Source organism: Enterobacter cloacae complex sp. GF14B, assembly GCF_004136805.1.
Classification (GTDB): domain Bacteria; phylum Pseudomonadota; class Gammaproteobacteria; order Enterobacterales; family Enterobacteriaceae; genus Enterobacter; species Enterobacter hormaechei_C.
In genome coordinates this window covers 139272-157372 of record NZ_QFRV01000001.1, presented here as the reverse complement: position 1 = coordinate 157372, position 18101 = coordinate 139272, and the positions used below count along the sequence as shown (strand labels likewise).

The window sequence follows — 18101 nt, the reverse complement described above, 5'->3', positions numbered from 1 at the left end:
AGATCTGCTATGTCTGCCAACCATGCTGCATTTAATCTGATTTTCCGCTTCGTTGAAAATTATGTTAGCCCTATTGCCGGGCGCATCTCTTCCCAGCGTCACGTTATGGCTATTCGTGACGGGTTTATCTCAGCGATGCCGTTTATGATTGTGGGCTCGTTTCTGTTAGTGTTCGCTTACCCACCTTTTTCGCCTGATACCACCTGGGGTTTTGCTCGCGCCTGGCTGGATATGGCGAAGCAGTTTGAAGGCCAAATTCTGACGCCGTTTGATATGACAATGGGGGTGATGTCCCTTTATATCTGTGCGGCTATTGCCTACAACCTGGGCAAACATTACGTTAAAACCCATCAGCTGGATCCGTTCATGTGCGCGATGCTGTCGCTGATGGCGTTCCTGCTGGTCGCCGCCCCTAAAACCAAAGGCGCTTTGCCGGTCGATAGCCTGGGAGGGACCGGTATTTTCACCGCGATTCTGGTGGCGATCTATTGCGTTGAGATGATGCGTTTCCTGAAAGCACACAATATCGGGATCCGCCTGCCAGACCAGGTTCCGCCGATGATCAAAAACTCGTTTGATCTGCTGATCCCGGTGCTGGTGGTGGTGCTGACGCTCTATCCGCTGAGTCTGCTGATCCAGTCGCAGTTCGGTATGCTGATCCCACAGGCCATCATGTCGATATTCAAACCGCTGGTCTCTGCGGCTGACTCGCTGCCTGCGATCCTGCTGGCGGTGCTGATTGGCCACCTGCTGTGGTTTGCCGGGATCCACGGCGCGGCGATTGTCTCCGGGATGCTGCAAATGTTCTGGCTGACGAACCTGGGGGCGAACCAGACCGCGCTGGCGGCAAGCCAGCCTTTGCCACACATCTTTATGGAAGCCTTCTGGACGTTCTTTATCGTTATCGGCGGATCGGGGGCGACGATGGGTCTGGTGTTCTGCTATCTGCGTAGCCGCTCCGCGCACCTGCGCTCTATTGGACGTCTGAGCGTGGTGCCAAGCATTTTCAATATCAATGAGCCGGTGATTTTCGGTACGCCGATTGTGATGAACCCGGTGTTCTTTATTCCTTTCCTGCTGGCGCCGATGGTTAATGCCGTGCTGGCATGGGCAGCGATGAAGTTTGATCTGATTGGCCGCGTGATTTCCGTCGTGCCGTGGACGGCACCGGCTCCGGTTGGTGCCGCCTGGGCGCTGGGCTGGGATTTCCGTGCAGCCATTCTGGTGCTGGTTTTGGCCTGCGTTTCCGCGATTATCTATTTCCCGTTCTTCAAGGTGTACGAGAAACAGTTGCTTCAGCAGGAAGCGGAAGAAGCACAGCGTAATGGAGAAGAGGAAAATCAGCAGGTCGCTTAGGTAAAAGCAAAACGGCAACGTAGGTTGCCGTTTTTAGTGTTTGTTCTCTCTCACTGCGGGTATCAGGCCGGGCCAGACTACTTAAGCGTGCAATCGCCGCACTGCTGGACGTCCGGCAGACGGTAGCGCTGACAGCAGGTACGACGTACCAGAAGTCCCTCACGCGGAACCACGGTGCGGTAAAGAGGGTTATCCCGTCCATCCGATAGCTGTCTGGCAAAGAAACAGCTCTGACGCAGTGCATCCACTTTCTCGTCGCCGAGCAGCGGCTTCATTTCCGTTAAATACCAGTGGATAAGATACCCGGTATTACTCCAGATCAGTTTGCCGTTAATCTCTCCCGTCGCTTCCAGCGCATCAATGACCGGAACCAGCGCTCTTGTAATCAGCCGTTCCATACGCGCCTGCGCTGACAGGTGTCTCGCGCTCGGATCTTCATGTACATCAATCCAGAAACAGGCAGCGCGCCCGGTTTCATGAAATTCAACATGGAAATGTTCCGACGAGAGATCGAGCATCGTTTCCTGGGTCAGCAGGGCTAGCATGACAGGCGGCACCATCAGCCCGATATACCACTGTGCCCAGAGGGATAACAGCGGTTTATTTTCCCGCGTCAGGGTAGGTTGGTTACGATAAATATGGTCGGAATAGGTTGCCAGCAGCGACCGCAGCTCGGCAGGACGTTGCCACTCAGTCAGCGTCAGCGCATGATGCGGCGGTGCTTCATCCAGTTTGATGAAATCCAGCAGATGGGCGCGCGTTACGGCAATTTTTTCCCGAATGGCATCCGCAAGCGTCGTTTCCCCGGCGGAGAGTGGAGCTCGCCAGAGCAGGGGCTCAACGATGTGTGCGGTACGAGTCGCCATAGTGTGGATTACAAATCTAAATGATAATGATTGCCAATCCTAACTATAGATAAAACCAAGCGCAAGCGTTTTATCCTGGCGCTGTGAAGGCGGTTTCAGGCAGTATGAAGCTCTTCGCTCAGCAGAATGCTGTTACGTCCCATATGCTTGGCTTCATAGAGGGCTTTATCCGCTTTCGCCAGCGCGCCCTCAACGTCTTCACCTTCGAACATGGCGATGCCGATGCTGATGGTCACGTTAGTGGCGACGCTTTCGTTAAACATATGGGGGATTTTAAGATCGTAAACCTTCTGACGTATGCGTTCAGCCGTCTGGCGCGCTTGCTCCAGCGGGATGTTACTCAACAGCACCATAAATTCTTCCCCGCCAAACCGGGCGACAACATCGCGTGAGCGCACGGCGTCGCGTATCGCAGCCGAGACCCTGATCAAGGCCTGATCGCCCATCATATGGCCGTAATGGTCGTTGTAGGCTTTGAAGTGGTCGATATCCATCAGCAGCACGAAGTGCTCGCCAGCGTCAGGCCTGGGAAGGTTCTCCAGCCGGCTTTGCAGCCCGCGACGGTTATACAGGCCGGTGAGCGGGTCCATCATGCTAAGATCGGTCAGGGTTTCGCGCTCCTCCAGCAGTTCGGAAAGCAGCTCCTGGGCGAAACGGTCATTGCGCCGCTGAAGAACATGGTGGATACCAATGGCGACCACCGGCAGCGCGAAAAAATAGGCCATTCTCAGCCAGTTTTCGGACGGGCTAAGCCACAGGCAGGATATAAAGGCGGGAAATGAATGTAACGTAAAGGCTTTAATATTACTCGCGAACGCCAGAGACCCTATAAAAAGCACTGTTAATAGCGCCATCATTAAATAGGTCGCGTGATCGTGCGTGATTAACAGAAATTTAGAGACGATCTGCCAGGCCCATAAAAGACCAAAAATAGCTGAAACAACAGGGATATTTATTTTTCGCGTGCTGTTTTTCCAGTGCCAGATAAGTAAGCCTGTGCTGATAGTCAGTACGGCAAAGAGCGGGACTGATAACACACGCACGGAATAGAGAGGATTTGTTACCGAGAACAATGCTGATGCGGCGTTCAGAAATAAAAACAAACGTAAAGATAGCTGATATTTCTTGTTGACTAAAGACAGCCAGGATTGTGATGTCATATGCGTGCGTTTTTATTAAAACTCAATTAAAACAATGAGCAAGGTGTCGTCGTGTAATATTGGTCGCTACAAAATTGAATTTTTATTATCAGAAAAACTTTATCGGAAGTTAACAGGTGGGCAATTTATCACCTTACACATTCTCTGTCATTATGGGAAAGCAATTGCTGGCGCAATTTCTTACGTCGCCTGCTGACAAGTGATAATTACTATCATATGATACTGGTTATCATTATCAGTGCGAGAGGTGAAACCATGTTGAGCAAAGCGCTGGGAAGTGGGTGGGGAATATTACTGCCTGGTTCCATTATCGGTGGGCTGATGTTTGCCGATCTCCCCATTAATGTCTGGAAAGCAATGATTGTTTCAGGCTTGCTGGTGACATCCGCGATGATCTGGCACAAACAGTTACGGCATTATGTCCTGCTGCCTTCATGCGTGGCGCTAATCAGTGGACTGCTGGTGATTCTGATGAGTTTGAAATAAAAGAGAAAAATAAGAGGGACTGCTGAGAGGATGTAAGATAATTGGTGCGAGGGGGGGGACTTGAACCCCCACGTCCGTAAGGACACTAACACCTGAAGCTAGCGCGTCTACCAATTCCGCCACCTTCGCACAGTCATCTTACTGGTTTGATATCGCCTCGTTGGTGCGAGGGGGGGGACTCGAACCCCCACATCCTAAGGACACTAACACCTGAAGCTAGCGCGTCTACCAATTCCGCCACCTTCGCCCAGTGCGAGCAATATCAACGTGATTTATGGTGCGAGGGGGGGGACTTGAACCCCCACGTCCGTAAGGACACTAACACCTGAAGCTAGCGCGTCTACCAATTCCGCCACCTTCGCATACCATCGACACTGTAAAAGTATCGTAACCACGGAGGCGCATTCTAGATGTTTTCAGCTTTACGTCAACAGAAAATTGCGCACGTTGTTTTGATTGCTGCAAAATTGGGCGATGGCAGCGTCAGCCATCGCCGGACCGGGGGGGTTACTTTTTCGCCTGGCGCGTCATCACGGTGCGATAGACCTTAAAGCGACCCGTCTGGGCGATCACTTCGTGGAAGCCAAAGGTTTCATCCAGTACTTTCGGGTATGCGAGGAAGGCGTTCGCCACAATACGCAGCTCACCGCCGCTGTTGAGGTGACGGGTTGCGCCACGGATCAGCGTTTGCGCCGCTTCAAGGCTGGTCTCCATTCCGTCGTGGAACGGCGGGTTAGAGATGATCATGTCAAAGCGACCGGTCACATCGGAGAAGACGTTGCTGGCAATCACGTCACCTTCAATGCCATTCGCAGCAAGCGTGGCGCGGCTGGCTTCTACCGCCGGAGCGCTCACGTCACACAGGGTTAAACGCACTTTTGGTGAGTGACTGGCGAGAACCGATGACAGCACGCCCGCGCCACAGCCGACGTCCAGCACTTTGCCCTTGGTATGAGGCGTCAGGGTGGACAGCAGCAGCTTACTGCCCGTATCGAGCGCATCACGGCTGAACACGCCCGGCAGGGTTTTAATGGTCAGGCCTTCAAGCTGGTACTCGTCCCAGAAGGCGTCGGCATCGAAGGTGGTCTGTTTTTCCAGACGACCATGGTACAGGCCGCAGCGACGGGCGCTGTCGATTTTCGTCAGCGGCGCCCAGGCTTCGAGCATCTGTTCTGCGCTACGCACCCCGCTGCGGTTTTCACCGACAACAAAAATATCGCAGCCGACCGGTAGCAGAGAAAGCAGGTTCATCAGCTGGAACTGGGCTTCCGGCTTGTTTTTTGGCCAGTAGTAAATGAGCGTATCGCAGTCAGCAATATCGCTCTGCTCCGCCGCCAGGCTAAAGCGCGCGCGCTCGCCCATCTGACGGCTCAGCACCTGCCAGTGGTGATAGTACTGGGTGTGGGCACGGCTTTCAGCACAGTCGAAACGTGCGGGCAGGTCATCCTGCATATCTCCGGCAAACAGAATACGGCTCTCTTCGAAATCATCACTGTGACGCAGCAAGACTTCACTTGCCGGGGTAAATGCAGACATGAATTGTTCCTCAATAAACTCAGGCGGGGATTATAGTAGGTAGATGGCGCAGTTTCGACACATTTGCTATATTTGCGCGCCTGAGAGACAGGAGTTTTCGCTATGACATCCCGACGAGACTGGCAGTTGCAGCAACTGGGCATCACCCAGTGGGCTTTGCGTCGCCCGACGGCGTTGCGGGGCGAAATAGCCATCTCCATCCCTGCGCATGTCCGCCTGGTGATGGTGGCAGAAGCGCCGCCTGCCCTGAACGAGCCCCTGATTGAGGATGTCCTTCGCAGCCTGAAGGTGACCCACGATCAGGTATTACAGCTGGCGCCCGAAAGCGTCGCGATGCTTCCCTCTGACAGCCGCTGTAACAGCTGGCGAATCGGGGCGGTGGATGAGCTACCCCTTGAAGGAAGCCAGATCAGCTCGCCAGCGCTGGACGAACTGAAAGCCAACCCAAAAGCGCGTAGCGCGCTATGGCAACAAATTTGCGAATATGAACACGATTTCTTCCCTCACGACGGCTGACCTGACCACCGCGTTCGCGATTGAAACCCGCGCCCATGCCTTTCCGTGGAGCGAAAAGACGTTTGCCAGCAATCAGGGCGAACGCTATTTAAATCTCCGCCTGGACGTTGACGGTGCGATGGCTGCGTTCGCCATCACGCAGGTCGTTCTGGACGAGGCGACGCTGTTTAATATCGCGGTCGATCCCGCATACCAGCGCCGCGGGCTGGGCAGGGAACTGCTTGAGCACCTCATTCGTGAGCTGGAAACCCGTGACGTTTTCACCCTGTGGCTGGAGGTGCGCGCGTCCAATGTCGCCGCCATCGCGCTCTATGAAAGCTTAGGCTTCAACGAGGCGACTATCCGCCGTAACTACTACCCCACCGCAGAGGGACGTGAAGACGCCATTATCATGGCTCTGCCGATTGGATAACGAAAATAAGGTTGTAACGATGAAATGGGACTGGATTTTCTTTGATGCCGACGAAACGCTGTTTACGTTTGACTCGTTCGGCGGCCTACAGCGGATGTTTCTCGACTATAGCGTGACGTTCACCGCGGAAGATTTTCAGGACTATCAGGCGGTGAACAAACCGCTGTGGGTGGATTACCAGAACGGAGCCATCACCGCGTTACAGCTTCAGCATCAGCGTTTTGACGTGTGGGCTGAACGGTTAAACGTGAGTCCTGGGGTGCTGAACGAGGCCTTCCTGAATGCGATGGCGGATATCTGCGCGCCGCTGCCCGGCGCCGTTTCTTTGCTGGATTCGCTGAAAGGGAAGGTGAAGCTTGGGATCATTACCAACGGCTTTACCGCGCTTCAGCAGATTCGCCTTGAACGCACCGGCCTGCGCGATCATTTCGACGCGCTGGTGATCTCCGAAGAGGTGGGCGTACCGAAGCCGGATCCGCGTATTTTCGATTATGCGTTGGCGCAAGCGGGCAATCCTGACCGCGATCGCGTGCTGATGGTGGGGGATACGGCAGAATCTGATATTCTGGGAGGTATGAGATCGGGCCTGTCGACCGTCTGGCTGAATGCGCATGGCCGCATGCTGCCGGAAGGCATCGAGCCGACCTGGACCGTTACGTCATTGAACGAACTGGAGCAGCTCCTGTGTAAACAATGATTGCCTGCCCCCTGTTGATGGGTAAAATAGCCGCATTTTTCGTATTCCATGATGCGCGGCCTGCTGCCGCGCTTACCTAAGAAGAATTGATTATGACGTTGTCTCCTTATCTGCAAGAGGTGGCCAAACGCCGCACTTTTGCCATTATCTCGCACCCGGATGCCGGTAAAACGACCATCACCGAGAAGGTGTTGCTGTTCGGACAGGCGATCCAGACCGCGGGTACCGTTAAAGGCCGTGGCTCCAGCCAGCATGCTAAATCCGACTGGATGGAGATGGAAAAGCAGCGTGGTATTTCGATTACCACCTCCGTGATGCAGTTCCCGTATCACGACTGTCTGGTGAACCTGCTGGACACCCCGGGGCACGAAGACTTCTCCGAAGATACCTACCGTACCCTGACGGCGGTGGACTGCTGCCTGATGGTGATCGACGCCGCGAAAGGTGTTGAAGATCGTACCCGCAAGCTGATGGAAGTCACCCGTCTGCGCGATACGCCGATCCTCACCTTTATGAACAAACTCGACCGTGACATCCGTGATCCGATGGAGCTGATGGATGAAGTGGAAAACGAGCTGAAGATTGCCTGCGCGCCAATCACCTGGCCGATTGGCTGCGGCAAGCTGTTCAAAGGGGTTTACCACCTCTATAAAGACGAAACCTACCTGTACCAGACCGGTAAGGGTCACACCATTCAGGAAGTGCGCATCGTGAAAGGTCTGGACAACCCGGATCTGGACGCAGCGGTCGGTGAAGAGCTGGCCGCGCAGCTGCGCGATGAGCTGGAGCTGGTTAAAGGCGCGTCGCACGAGTTCGACCGAGAGCTGTTCCTGAGCGGTGAAATTACCCCGGTCTTCTTCGGTACCGCCCTCGGCAACTTCGGCGTTGACCATATGCTCGACGGTCTGGTGGAGTGGGCCCCGCAGCCAATGCCGCGTAAAACCGACACCCGCGAAGTAGAAGCAAAGGAAGAGAAGTTCTCCGGCTTCGTCTTTAAAATTCAGGCCAACATGGACCCGAAACACCGCGACCGCGTTGCCTTTATGCGCGTGGTCTCCGGTAAGTACGAGAAGGGCATGAAGCTGCGTCAGGTCCGTATCGGTAAAGACGTGGTGATCTCCGACGCGCTGACCTTCATGGCGGGCGACCGTTCGCATGTAGAAGAAGCCTATCCGGGTGACATCATTGGTTTACACAACCACGGTACCATTCAGATTGGCGATACCTTCACGCAGGGCGAGATGATGAAGTTCACCGGTATCCCGAACTTCGCGCCGGAACTGTTCCGCCGCATTCGCCTGCGCGATCCGCTGAAGCAGAAGCAACTGCTGAAAGGCCTGGTCCAGCTTTCCGAAGAGGGGGCTGTACAGGTGTTCCGCCCTATTGCTAACAACGATCTGATCGTGGGCGCGGTGGGTGTGCTCCAGTTTGACGTGGTGGTTGCCCGTCTTAAGAGCGAGTACAACGTGGAAGCGATTTACGAATCGGTGAACGTGGCGACCGCCCGCTGGGTTGAATGTTCAGACGTGAAGAAATTCGAAGAATTTAAACGTAAGAACGAAGTTCAGCTGGCGCTGGACGGTGGCGATAACCTGACCTATATCGCCCCGACCATGGTTAACCTGAACCTGACGCAGGAACGTTATCCTGATGTTCAGTTCCGCAAAACGCGCGAGCATTAATTCCCTCTCAGAGCACGGCAGCCGCCGTGCTCTTCTTTAATTCCTGTGTTATTAAACCCTTGCGGAATGTTCTTAATTCACCGCAATTTTTCGCTATTCGTTCGTTTTTTCCCCAATTCTGAATGCACCCCTCTGATTGTGATCTATATTTAACTCAGTGTTTAGCACCGGGCGTGGATGAATTAACTGTTCAATGCATGTCCATTGGTTCTCCATTTTGCCCCGGTGTTAATTCGCAATATATAAAACCAAGATTTAGGGAAGTATGTCGCCCAAATAACGGGCAAAACACAGGAATAAATCGATGAATATGACAAGACTGAAGATTTCTAAAACTCTGCTGGCTGTAACGTTGGGTAGTGTCCTGGTAAGCGGTTCTGCTCTGGCGGAATCCAGCACCATGGATAAAGCGCAAAGTTCCGCCAATACCGCAGGGGAAAAAATCGATAGCTCTATGAATAAAGTCGGTAATTTCATGGATGACAGCTCAATCACAGCAAAAGTGAAAGCCGCACTGGTGGATCACGACTCCATTAAGAGCACCGATATTTCTGTTAAAACCGACAACAAGGTTGTCACCCTGAGCGGTTTCGTTGAAAGCCAGACCCAGGCTGAAGCAGCCGTTAAAGTGGCGAAAGGCGTTGAGGGCGTAAGCTCCGTCAGCGACAAACTGCACGTACGTGACAGCAAAGAATCGTCCGTGAAGGGCTATGCCGGAGATGCAGCAACTACCAGCGAAATCAAAGCTAAACTGTTAGCTGACGACATCGTGCCATCCCGTATGGTGAAAGTTGAAACCACCGATGGTGTGGTCCAGCTGTCCGGTACGGTTGAGAATCAGGCACAAAGCGATCGTGCCGAGTCAATTGCGAAAGCTATTGATGGTGTGAAAAGCGTCAAAAACGATCTGAAAACGAAGTAAAGCAGTACCATTCGCCCGTAAGGCTTAAAACCGCGGGCGAAATAAAAACGATTCTGGAAAAGCCGGTGAGTGACCTGAGCGCTCACGTTTAGCGGCCGACATTAACTATGGTAAAGGAGAGGCTTATGTTTCGTTGGGGCATTATATTTCTGGTTATCGCGTTAATTGCCGCCGCATTGGGCTTTGGTGGACTGGCGGGTACCGCGGCATGGGCAGCGAAAATTGTCTTCGTCGTCGGTATTATTCTGTTCCTGGTCAGCCTGTTTACGGGTCGACGTCGCCCGTAGCAAACGCAATATTTACTAAACAAACTCAAGCCAGTCCTCGTGACTGGCTTTTTCTCGTTTGAGAACCACCGGGGAAGTGCGTTACTGTGTCTCATCACAATAATGAAAACAGGAAGGCAGAGGTGGGGCAACGAATTCCCGTTACGCTCGGCAATATTGCGCCGCTGACGTTAAAACCGTTTCATGCAGGCCAGCTTGCGCTGGTCTGTGAAGGGGGCGGGCAGCGCGGTATTTTTACCGCCGGCGTGCTCGACGAATTTATGCGCGCGCAATTCAACCCGTTCGATCTCTATTTCGGTACCTCTGCCGGGGCGCAGAACCTCTCCGCCTATGTCTGCAACCAGCCCGGCTATGCGCGCAAAGTGATTATGCGCTATACCACCTCGAAAGAATTCTTCAATCCGGTACGCTTCGTGCGCGGCGGGAACCTGATCGATCTCGACTGGTTACTGGATGCCACCTCCAGCCAGATGCCGCTGGCCATGGATACCGCGTCACGACTGTTCGATACCGGCAAAGAGTTCTGGATGTGCGCCAGCCGTGGCGATGACTATTCGCCGGGTTACTTTTCGCCGCAGAAAGAGAACTGGCTGGATATCATCCGCGCGTCCAGCGCGATCCCGGGATTCTACCGCACCGGCGCGTTGCTGGAGGGGATAAGCTATCTTGACGGTGGTATCAGCGACGCGGTGCCGGTACAGGAGGCGGCGCGGCGCGGGGCAAAAACCATTGTGGTGATCCGTACGGTGCCTTCGCAGATGTATTACACCCCACAGTGGTTTAAGCGGATGGAACGCTGGCTGGGCGACAGCAGCCTGCAACCGCTGGTGAATATTGCGAAGCAGCATGAAACCACCTACGGCGCGATGCAGCGTTTTATTGAAAAACCACCGGGCAAGCTGCGCATCTTTGAAATTTATCCGCCGAAGCCGCTGTTGAGCATGGCGCTGGGCAGTCGGTTGCCTGCGTTGCGTATGGATTACAAAACGGGGCGGCTGTGCGGGCGTTACTTCCTGGCGACCGTCGGGAAAATGCTGGCCGAGCAACCGCCTCTTCATCGGCATAAAAGCATCATTTTGCCGCCTGCCGTTGTGGCCAATGACGCGGTGGCGATGCCGCTGGTGGACGCGCCGCAGGCCAACGATGGCTTACTCGATAACGAGGATCTGGCGTGACGCACTGCTTTATCGATACCCATTGCCACTTTGATTTCCCGCCGTTTAGCGGGGAGGAAACATCCAGTCTTGCGCGTGCGGCTGAGGCCGGTGTGAGAGCCATTATTGTGCCCGCTATTGAAGCGGCGAGATTCGAGAAAGTTCTGGCGCTTGCCCGGGGGCACGATGCGCTGTATGCCGCGTTGGGTCTGCATCCGATCGTTATTGAGCACCATCTTGATGACCATCTCGACAGGCTGGATGCCACGCTGCAAAACGCGGATACGAAGCTGGTTGCCATCGGTGAGATCGGCCTCGATCTCTATCGTGAAGATCCGCAGTTTGAACGCCAGCAGACGATTCTGGACGCGCAGCTCCGGTTGGCAAAGCGCCACGATCTGCCGGTGATCCTCCACTCCAGACGTACCCATGACAAACTGGCGATGCACCTGAAGCGCATCGACGTGCCGCGCAGGGGCGTGGTCCATGGTTTCGCTGGAAGCCTTCAGCAGGCGCAGCGTTTTATCGAGCTGGGCTATAAAATTGGCGTCGGTGGCACCATTACCTATCCGCGTGCCAGCAAAACCCGTGATGTGATGGCACAGCTCCCGCTGACCTCGCTCCTGCTGGAAACGGATGCGCCTGACATGCCGCTGAATGGTTTTCAGGGCCAGCCTAACCGCCCGGAGCAGGCGGCGCGCGTTTTTGATGTGCTGTGTGAGTTGCGTCAGGAGCCTGAAGATGTGATTGCCAGCGCGCTGCTGGAAAATACCCGAGCGGTCTTCGGCATCACGCTATAGATAAAGGGCCGGGCGGATCACCGTGATCTGCTGCCGTTCCAGGGCCTGCGCCAGCGGCTCGATGTCCTCCGGCGTGGCGCTCCGCCATCTCGCCGCCTCCCCGTAAACCCCATGGGCATGAAACGCGTTGATCCGCACCGGAACGTTCCCCAACGTGTGGATAAAAGCGGTCAGCGATGGCAGATGTTGCAGATAATCACACCGATCGGGGATCACCAGCAGGCGCAGCTCCGTCAGGCGATGACGATCGGCCAGCCAGCGGATGCTCTGCTTGATCAGCGTGTTTTCGCGCCCGGTCAGAAAACGGTGATGTTCATTGCCCCAGGCTTTCAGATCCACCATCGCGCCGTCAAACACCGGAAACAGCTTTTGCCAGCCGGTTTCGCTTAACAGGCCGTTGCTGTCCACCAGGCACGTCAGATGGCGCAGGGACGGATCGGCTTTGATTGCGGTGAAAAGCGCAACCAAAAACGGCAGCTGCGTGGTGGCCTCACCCCCGCTGACGGTCACGCCCTCAATAAACGGCGCGCACGTGAGCACCCGGGAGAGGATCTCCTCGACGCTATAGCGCTGCGCCATCGGCGTCGCCTGCTTCTGACACAGGTGCAGGCAGGTGTCGCACTGCTGACAGTGACTCTCCTGCCACCAGATGCGCCCGGCCTGAATCGTCAGCGCATCATGCGGACAGTGGGGTACACAGTCGCCGCAGTCGTTGCAGCGCCCTATCGTCCACGGGTTGTGGCAGGTTTTGCAGCGCAGGTTACAGCCCTGGAGGAACAACGCCAGGCGGCTGCCCGGCCCGTCCACGCAGGAGAAGGGTATGACCTGACTAACTAAAGCGCATCTGCTGTTCATGACTTATCACGCGCGGCTGACGTTCCAGAATACGGGTATTGCGCGCGGCCTCCTCGCCGAGCCAGGTGGTGTTGGTGCGCGAGCCGGCCTCCCGGTATTTCTCCAGATCGGAGAGCCGCACCATATAGCCGGTAACGCGCACGAGATCGTTACCCGCAACGTTGGCGGTAAACTCGCGCATACCGGCGTTGAACGCCCCCAGGCACAGCTGCACCACAGCCTGAGGATTGCGTTTAACCGTTTGCTCCAGGGTGAGAATGTCGCTGATCCCGGAAGCGTAGTGCTTGTGGTGCGGCGCAACGGCCAGCAGGTGGCTGATGGGATCCGGCTCGTCGCCGTAGGGCAGGCGTGCGCCCGGCGTGGTGCCCGAGTCAGAGCTGATCCCCGACTGCGCATGTAGCATCGCGCGGTGCTGCCAGCCGTGTTTCACCGGCGTGTTTTCAACAAACGCCGCAAGCTGTTCACTGATGCGGTAGCCCAGCGCATTGGCCTGTTCGTTCTTACCGTAACGTCCCGTAATGCCTGCTTTCTCGCACAGCACGTTCACCGCTTCGGCCAGACCGTACATGCCAAACATCGGCACAAAACGATCGGCATCAATCAGCCCCTCTTTCACCAGGAAGCTATTCTCAAAGAAGCCGGATTGTTCATATAAAAAATCGCAGCGCGCATTAATGATCGCGATTTGTTGCTGGCAGTAGTGAGGAAGGGTACGGGTGAAAAAGTCTTCCGGTGAGCGGCTGTGTTCCGCAATCGCTTTCAGGTTTAGGCGCACCAGCGTGCTGCCGCCGCCCGCCAGCGGCAGGGAGTTGTAACAGCTCACCACGCCATAGCGACCTTTTGTGAAAATTTTATCATTCACCGGGCCATTAGAAATATGCGGCTTACTACATTCACAAATGTTTTTCGCCACGCTCAGCAGCAGATCGCTGGGGGTTACATCCGGGTCGTAGATAAAGGTCAGGTTCGGCGCAACCTGCTTTAGTTCTGCATCCGCGCGAAGGATGGCTCGGGTGACAGGCGTATCCGCCGGGCCGATATTGGCATGCATAAACGCATCGGGCAGGGTTCTGTCCAGGTAACGCCAGAAACGTTTTATTCGGCTATCGATTTCATCCTGTGTTAGAATTTTAACATAGGGGCTGAGTATTTCATCGAGCTGGCCCAGATAGACCGGCATCGATGTGACGGACGGAACATGGTGATAAAGGATAGTGAGCAGCGAGAGGGCATCATCCAGATCTTTCGCCCCTTCCAGCTCCAGCCATTCTGAGCCGTTAGCCAGAAATTTAGCGTAGTCCGGCAGCACGTAGCGCGGTTTGTAAGGCGCATGGCCTTCGAACATGTCGCAGATGAATCCCTCGTCCAGCGCGGCGCGGGCCGCCTCTGGCAGAGCGGGATAGGGCAGATTGTTCTCCGCTTCCAGCGCCAGAAAATGACGTTTTTGTTCCGGGGTTAACACCGGGCTGGTCACAATGTGCTGGCAACGTTGTTGCAGGGCGTCGGGCATGTTCACTTCCTTGGTTGTTCTGCGGATAGTGAACGAATTGTAGGAAGCCAGCCTGGTGGCGCTTTGATCAGAAAGGGGATATCGCCGATTTAGTCAGCAATTAACGCACTAAAATTTGAAGAAGATCTCATTACAGTAATGCAAATTTGCACACAGTTTTCATTAACTGTGATGAATGTCGAAGTGTGGATGCGGGTGAATGTTAGAATACTCACAGACCCGCAAGGTAAAATTTATACGGCACTGCCGTTGGAGAATGTTATGACCGATTTAACTGCAAGCAGCCTGCGCGCGTTGAAACTGATGGACCTGACCACCCTGAACGATGACGACACCAATGAAAAAGTCATCGCCCTGTGCCATCAGGCGAAAACGCCAGTGGGTAACACCGCCGCCGTCTGTATCTATCCGCGCTTCATCCCGATTGCCCGCAAAACGCTGAAAGAGCAGGGCACGCCGGATGTGCGCATTGCCACCGTAACTAACTTCCCGCACGGCAATGACGATATCGAGATCGCGCTGGCAGAAACCCGCGCAGCGATTGCGTACGGCGCAGACGAAGTTGACGTGGTATTCCCGTACCGCGCGCTGATCGCCGGCAACGAGCAGGTCGGTTTTGACCTGGTGAAAGCCTGTAAAGACGCATGTGCGGCAGCAAACGTGCTGCTTAAAGTGATCATTGAAACCGGCGAGCTGAAAGAAGAGGCGCTGATTCGTAAGGCGTCTGAAATCTCCATCAAAGCGGGCGCGGATTTCATTAAAACCTCTACCGGTAAAGTGCCGGTCAACGCTACCCCGGAAAGCGCACGCATCATGATGGAAGTCATCCGTGATATGGGCGTGTCCAAAACCGTTGGCTTCAAACCGGCAGGCGGCGTGCGTACCGCAGAAGACGCTCAGCAGTTCCTGGCGATTGCCGACGAGCTGTTCGGCGCCGACTGGGCGGACTCCCGCCACTACCGCTTCGGCGCGTCCAGCCTGCTGGCCAGCCTGCTGAAAGCGCTGGGTCACGGCGACGGTAAGAGCGCAAGCAGCTACTAAGTTGAATTGCCGGGTGGCGCTACGCTAACCCGGCCTACAGGATCGTGGGGCGGGTCAACATACCCGCCGCCATTCACCCGATTCCGCATGGAGGTTACCGTGTTTCTCGCACAAGAAATTATTCGTAAAAAACGTGATGGTCATGCATTAAGCGACGAAGAAATCCGCTTTTTTATCAACGGCATTCGTGATAATACCATCTCTGAAGGGCAGATTGCGGCTCTGGCGATGACCATTTTCTTCCACGATATGTCGATGCCTGAGCGCGTGTCGCTGACCATGGCGATGCGAGATTCAGGAACCGTTCTGGACTGGAAAAGCCTCAACCTCAACGGCCCGATTGTGGACAAACACTCCACCGGCGGCGTGGGCGACGTGACCTCCCTGATGCTTGGCCCGATGGTGGCAGCCTGCGGGGGTTACATCCCGATGATTTCCGGGCGCGGCCTGGGCCACACCGGCGGTACGCTCGACAAACTGGAAGCCATTCCGGGCTTCGATATCTTCCCGGATGACAACCGCTTCCGCGACATTATTAAAGACGTTGGCGTGGCGATTATCGGCCAGACCAGCTCTCTTGCTCCGGCTGACAAGCGTTTCTACGCGACGCGTGACATTACCGCGACTGTAGACTCCATCCCGCTGATCACCGCCTCTATCCTTGCCAAAAAACTGGCGGAAGGTCTGGATGCGCTGGTGATGGATGTGAAAGTGGGCAGCGGCGCGTTTATGCCAACCTATGAACTCTCTGAGGCGCTGGCCGAAGCGATCGTTGGCGTTTCCAACGGCGCGGGCGTGCGCACCACCGCACTGCTGACGGACATGAACCAGGTGCTGGCCTCCAGCGCCGGGAACGCGGTTGAAGTCCGCGAGGCTGTGCAGTTCCTCACAGGCGAATACCGTAACCCGCGCCTGTTCGATGTCACCATGGCGCTGTGCGTTGAGATGTTAATCTCCGGCAAGCTGGCCAAAGACGACGCTGACGCGCGCGCGAAGCTTCAGGCGGTGCTGGACAACGGCAAAGCGGCGGAGATCTTTGGTCGGATGGTGGCGGCGCAGAAAGGCCCGACCGACTTCGTGGAAAACTACGCGAAATACCTGCCCACCGCGATGCTCAGCAAAGCGGTCTATGCGGATAGCGAAGGCTTTGTCTCGGCTATGGATACCCGCGCGCTCGGCATGGCTGTCGTGTCTATGGGCGGCGGTCGTCGTCAGGCATCGGACACCATTGATTACAGCGTCGGCTTTACCGATATGGCCCGTCTGGGTGACTGCGTTGACGGCCAACGTCCGCTGGCGGTGATCCACGCGAAAGATGAAGCCAGCTGGCAGGACGCGGCGAAAGCGGTGAAGGCGGCAATATCTCTTGACGATAAAGCACCGGAAACCACACCGACGGTCTATCGTCGTATCACTGAATAGCGGTATACTGATCTGATCGCATTTTTATGAAGCACTAAGTACGGAGAACAATTATGAAACGTGCATTTATTATGGTGCTGGACTCATTCGGCATCGGCGCAACCGAAGATGCAGAACGATTTGGTGACGTGGGTTCCGATACCCTGGGTCACATCGCGGAAGCCTGTGCAAAAGGCGAAGCGGACAACGGTCGTAAAGGCCCTCTGAACCTGCCAAACCTGACCCGTCTGGGGCTGGTAAAAGCGCATGAAGGCTCTACCGGTAAGATCGCAGCCGGTATGGACGGTAACGCGGAAGTGGTGGGCGCCTACGCGTGGGCGCACGAGCTCTCTTCCGGTAAAGATACTCCGTCCGGCCACTGGGAAATCGCCGGCGTGCCGGTGCTGTTCGACTGGGGGTACTTCTCCGATCACGAGAACAGCTTCCCGCAAGAGCTGCTTGATAAGCTGGTGAAGCGCGCCAACCTGCCGGGCTACCTCGGTAACTGCCACTCTTCCGGTACCGTGATTCTGGACCAGCTCGGCGAAGAGCACATGAAAACCGGCAAGCCAATTTTCTATACCTCTGCTGACTCCGTGTTCCAGATCGCCTGCCATGAAGAGACGTTTGGCCTGGATAAACTGTACGAGTTGTGCGAAATCGCCCGTGAAGAGCTGACCGAAGGCGGCTACAACATTGGCCGCGTTATCGCGCGTCCGTTTATCGGCGACAAAGCGGGTAACTTCCAGCGTACCGGCAACCGTCACGATCTGGCCGTGGAGCCACCGGCGCCGACCGTGCTGCAAAAACTCGTCGACGAGAAAGACGGTCACGTGGTTTCCGTGGGTAAAATCGCGGACATTTACGCCAACTGCGGCATTACCAAAAAGGTCAAAGCGACCGGTCTGGATGCGCTGTTCGACGCCACCATCAAAGAGATGAAAGAAGCGGGCGATAAGACCATTGTCTTCACCAACTTCGTGGACTTCGACTCCTCCTGGGGCCACCGTCGCGACGTCGCCGGTTATGCTGCGGGTCTGGAGCTGTTTGACCGCCGTCTGCCAGAGCTGATGGAGCTGGTGGGAGAAGATGACATTCTGATCCTGACCGCTGACCATGGCTGTGACCCGACCTGGACCGGTACCGACCACACCCGTGAGCACATTCCGGTGCTGGTGTACGGCCCGAAAGTCAAACCGGGCTCGCTGGGTCACCGTGAAACCTTCGCGGACATCGGCCAGACGATTGCGAAATACTTTGGTACGTCTGACATGGAATATGGCAAGGCTATGTTCTAAACGGATTGGGTGAGGCCTGATGCCCTCACCCCGACCCTCTCCCTGTGGGAGAGGGAAAACAGAATGTAGGCCGGGTAAGGCGCCGCCACCACCCGGCAAAAACAACAATGTAAAAGGAACTG

At 55.4% G+C, this 18101-nt stretch carries 18 protein-coding genes and 3 tRNA genes; 13 read left to right on the top strand and 8 right to left on the bottom strand.

Annotated elements, in window-relative coordinates; genetic code table 11:
• Positions 1–9: 9 nt before the first annotated feature.
• Positions 10–1356 carry a PTS cellobiose transporter subunit IIC gene (locus DD606_RS00725; RefSeq protein ID WP_003856571.1) on the top strand — a complete coding sequence of 449 codons (1347 nt, stop codon included), beginning with the start codon at positions 10–12 and terminating at the stop codon, positions 1354–1356.
• Positions 1357–1433: 77 nt separating this feature from the next.
• Here DD606_RS00725 and fhuF read toward each other — a convergent pair whose 3' ends face one another.
• Positions 1434–2222, bottom strand: a complete 789-nt coding sequence (gene fhuF / locus DD606_RS00720; protein WP_003856570.1) for a siderophore-iron reductase FhuF — start codon at positions 2220–2222, stop codon at positions 1434–1436.
• Between the two features lie 95 nt (positions 2223–2317).
• Complete coding sequence (locus DD606_RS00715) at positions 2318–3382, bottom strand: GGDEF domain-containing protein (RefSeq protein ID WP_003856569.1); 1065 nt, start codon at positions 3380–3382, stop codon at positions 2318–2320.
• A 216-nt stretch (positions 3383–3598) separates the two neighbouring features.
• Between DD606_RS00715 and DD606_RS00710 the strand changes: the two genes are divergently transcribed.
• Positions 3599–3868: a DUF1435 domain-containing protein gene (locus tag DD606_RS00710; RefSeq protein WP_072139868.1), complete on the top strand. Its 270-nt coding sequence runs from the start codon at positions 3599–3601 to the stop codon at positions 3866–3868.
• Between the two features lie 42 nt (positions 3869–3910).
• Here the strand turns inward: DD606_RS00710 and DD606_RS00705 are convergent.
• The 4 genes from DD606_RS00705 to rsmC all read right to left on the bottom strand — a co-directional run bounded on the left by DD606_RS00705 (position 3911) and on the right by rsmC (position 5404).
• Positions 3911–3997: transfer RNA gene (locus DD606_RS00705), tRNA-Leu, on the bottom strand.
• Positions 3998–4029: 32 nt separating this feature from the next.
• A tRNA-Leu gene (locus tag DD606_RS00700) sits at positions 4030–4115 on the bottom strand.
• 28 nt (positions 4116–4143) lie between these two features.
• A tRNA-Leu gene (locus DD606_RS00695) sits at positions 4144–4230 on the bottom strand.
• Positions 4231–4375: 145 nt separating this feature from the next.
• Positions 4376–5404 (bottom strand): 16S rRNA (guanine(1207)-N(2))-methyltransferase RsmC, encoded by a 1029-nt coding sequence (gene rsmC, locus DD606_RS00690; protein WP_003856567.1) that lies wholly within the window; start codon positions 5402–5404, stop codon positions 4376–4378.
• A 102-nt stretch (positions 5405–5506) separates the two neighbouring features.
• Here rsmC and DD606_RS00685 point away from each other — a divergent pair, with 102 nt between their 5' ends.
• From DD606_RS00685 to DD606_RS00650, 8 genes are all read left to right on the top strand, one after another.
• On the top strand, positions 5507–5920 hold the full coding sequence (locus tag DD606_RS00685; RefSeq protein WP_003856566.1) for a DNA polymerase III subunit psi: 414 nt from the start codon (positions 5507–5509) through the stop codon (positions 5918–5920).
• Positions 5889–6332 (top strand): ribosomal protein S18-alanine N-acetyltransferase, encoded by a 444-nt coding sequence (gene rimI, locus DD606_RS00680; protein ID WP_003856565.1) that lies wholly within the window; start codon positions 5889–5891, stop codon positions 6330–6332. The genes DD606_RS00685 and rimI overlap by 32 nt, the downstream gene beginning before the upstream one ends.
• Before the next feature lie 19 nt (positions 6333–6351).
• Positions 6352–7029, top strand: coding sequence for a pyrimidine 5'-nucleotidase (gene yjjG / locus DD606_RS00675; protein ID WP_003856564.1), 678 nt, complete (start codon positions 6352–6354; stop codon positions 7027–7029).
• Positions 7030–7121: 92 nt separating this feature from the next.
• Entirely contained in the window at positions 7122–8711 is a 1590-nt protein-coding gene (prfC, locus tag DD606_RS00670; RefSeq protein ID WP_003856562.1) for a peptide chain release factor 3, read from the top strand.
• Between the two features lie 304 nt (positions 8712–9015).
• A complete protein-coding gene (gene osmY, locus DD606_RS00665) occupies positions 9016–9633 on the top strand; it encodes a molecular chaperone OsmY (protein WP_059370690.1) in 618 nt (205 codons plus the stop codon).
• Between the two features lie 125 nt (positions 9634–9758).
• A complete protein-coding gene (locus tag DD606_RS00660) occupies positions 9759–9920 on the top strand; it encodes a DUF1328 domain-containing protein (protein WP_003856556.1) in 162 nt (53 codons plus the stop codon).
• Between the two features lie 122 nt (positions 9921–10042).
• Positions 10043–11095 (top strand): patatin family protein, encoded by a 1053-nt coding sequence (locus DD606_RS00655; RefSeq protein WP_003856550.1) that lies wholly within the window; start codon positions 10043–10045, stop codon positions 11093–11095.
• On the top strand, positions 11092–11874 hold the full coding sequence (locus DD606_RS00650; RefSeq protein ID WP_045342575.1) for a TatD family hydrolase: 783 nt from the start codon (positions 11092–11094) through the stop codon (positions 11872–11874). Before DD606_RS00655 ends, DD606_RS00650 begins: the two co-directional genes overlap by 4 nt.
• Here the strand turns inward: DD606_RS00650 and DD606_RS00645 are convergent.
• Complete coding sequence (locus tag DD606_RS00645) at positions 11869–12729, bottom strand: YjjW family glycine radical enzyme activase (RefSeq protein WP_045342576.1); 861 nt, start codon at positions 12727–12729, stop codon at positions 11869–11871. The genes DD606_RS00650 and DD606_RS00645 overlap by 6 nt on opposite strands.
• Positions 12704–14239 (bottom strand): YjjI family glycine radical enzyme, encoded by a 1536-nt coding sequence (locus DD606_RS00640; RefSeq protein ID WP_045894278.1) that lies wholly within the window; start codon positions 14237–14239, stop codon positions 12704–12706. The genes DD606_RS00645 and DD606_RS00640 overlap by 26 nt, the downstream gene beginning before the upstream one ends.
• Positions 14240–14500: 261 nt before the next feature.
• Here DD606_RS00640 and deoC point away from each other — a divergent pair, with 261 nt between their 5' ends.
• The 3 genes from deoC (at position 14501) to deoB (ending at position 17979) form a co-directional block, all read left to right on the top strand.
• Positions 14501–15280, top strand: a complete 780-nt coding sequence (gene deoC / locus DD606_RS00635) for a deoxyribose-phosphate aldolase (RefSeq protein WP_003856543.1) — start codon at positions 14501–14503, stop codon at positions 15278–15280.
• A gap of 99 nt (positions 15281–15379) precedes the next feature.
• Positions 15380–16702: a thymidine phosphorylase gene (gene deoA, locus DD606_RS00630; protein WP_045335566.1), complete on the top strand. Its 1323-nt coding sequence runs from the start codon at positions 15380–15382 to the stop codon at positions 16700–16702.
• A gap of 53 nt (positions 16703–16755) precedes the next feature.
• A complete protein-coding gene (deoB, locus tag DD606_RS00625) occupies positions 16756–17979 on the top strand; it encodes a phosphopentomutase (protein ID WP_003856540.1) in 1224 nt (407 codons plus the stop codon).
• Positions 17980–18101: the final 122 nt, after the last annotated feature.

Bases quoted from the DNA above. Each gene is read 5' to 3' on its own strand.
- DD606_RS00725 (WP_003856571.1), top strand. From the start codon at position 10: ATGTCTGCCAACCATGCTGCATTTAATCTGATTTTCCGCTTCGTTGAA.
- fhuF (WP_003856570.1), bottom strand. From the start codon at position 2,222: ATGGCGACTCGTACCGCACACATCGTTGAGCCCCTGCTCTGGCGAGCT.
- DD606_RS00715 (WP_003856569.1), bottom strand. From the start codon at position 3,382: ATGACATCACAATCCTGGCTGTCTTTAGTCAACAAGAAATATCAGCTA.
- DD606_RS00710 (WP_072139868.1), top strand. From the start codon at position 3,599: ATGATACTGGTTATCATTATCAGTGCGAGAGGTGAAACCATGTTGAGC.
- rsmC (WP_003856567.1), bottom strand. From the start codon at position 5,404: ATGTCTGCATTTACCCCGGCAAGTGAAGTCTTGCTGCGTCACAGTGAT.
- DD606_RS00685 (WP_003856566.1), top strand. From the start codon at position 5,507: ATGACATCCCGACGAGACTGGCAGTTGCAGCAACTGGGCATCACCCAG.
- rimI (WP_003856565.1), top strand. From the start codon at position 5,889: ATGAACACGATTTCTTCCCTCACGACGGCTGACCTGACCACCGCGTTC.
- yjjG (WP_003856564.1), top strand. From the start codon at position 6,352: ATGAAATGGGACTGGATTTTCTTTGATGCCGACGAAACGCTGTTTACG.
- prfC (WP_003856562.1), top strand. From the start codon at position 7,122: ATGACGTTGTCTCCTTATCTGCAAGAGGTGGCCAAACGCCGCACTTTT.
- osmY (WP_059370690.1), top strand. From the start codon at position 9,016: ATGAATATGACAAGACTGAAGATTTCTAAAACTCTGCTGGCTGTAACG.
- DD606_RS00660 (WP_003856556.1), top strand. From the start codon at position 9,759: ATGTTTCGTTGGGGCATTATATTTCTGGTTATCGCGTTAATTGCCGCC.
- DD606_RS00645 (WP_045342576.1), bottom strand. From the start codon at position 12,729: ATGAACAGCAGATGCGCTTTAGTTAGTCAGGTCATACCCTTCTCCTGC.
- DD606_RS00640 (WP_045894278.1), bottom strand. From the start codon at position 14,239: ATGCCCGACGCCCTGCAACAACGTTGCCAGCACATTGTGACCAGCCCG.
- deoC (WP_003856543.1), top strand. From the start codon at position 14,501: ATGACCGATTTAACTGCAAGCAGCCTGCGCGCGTTGAAACTGATGGAC.
- deoB (WP_003856540.1), top strand. From the start codon at position 16,756: ATGAAACGTGCATTTATTATGGTGCTGGACTCATTCGGCATCGGCGCA.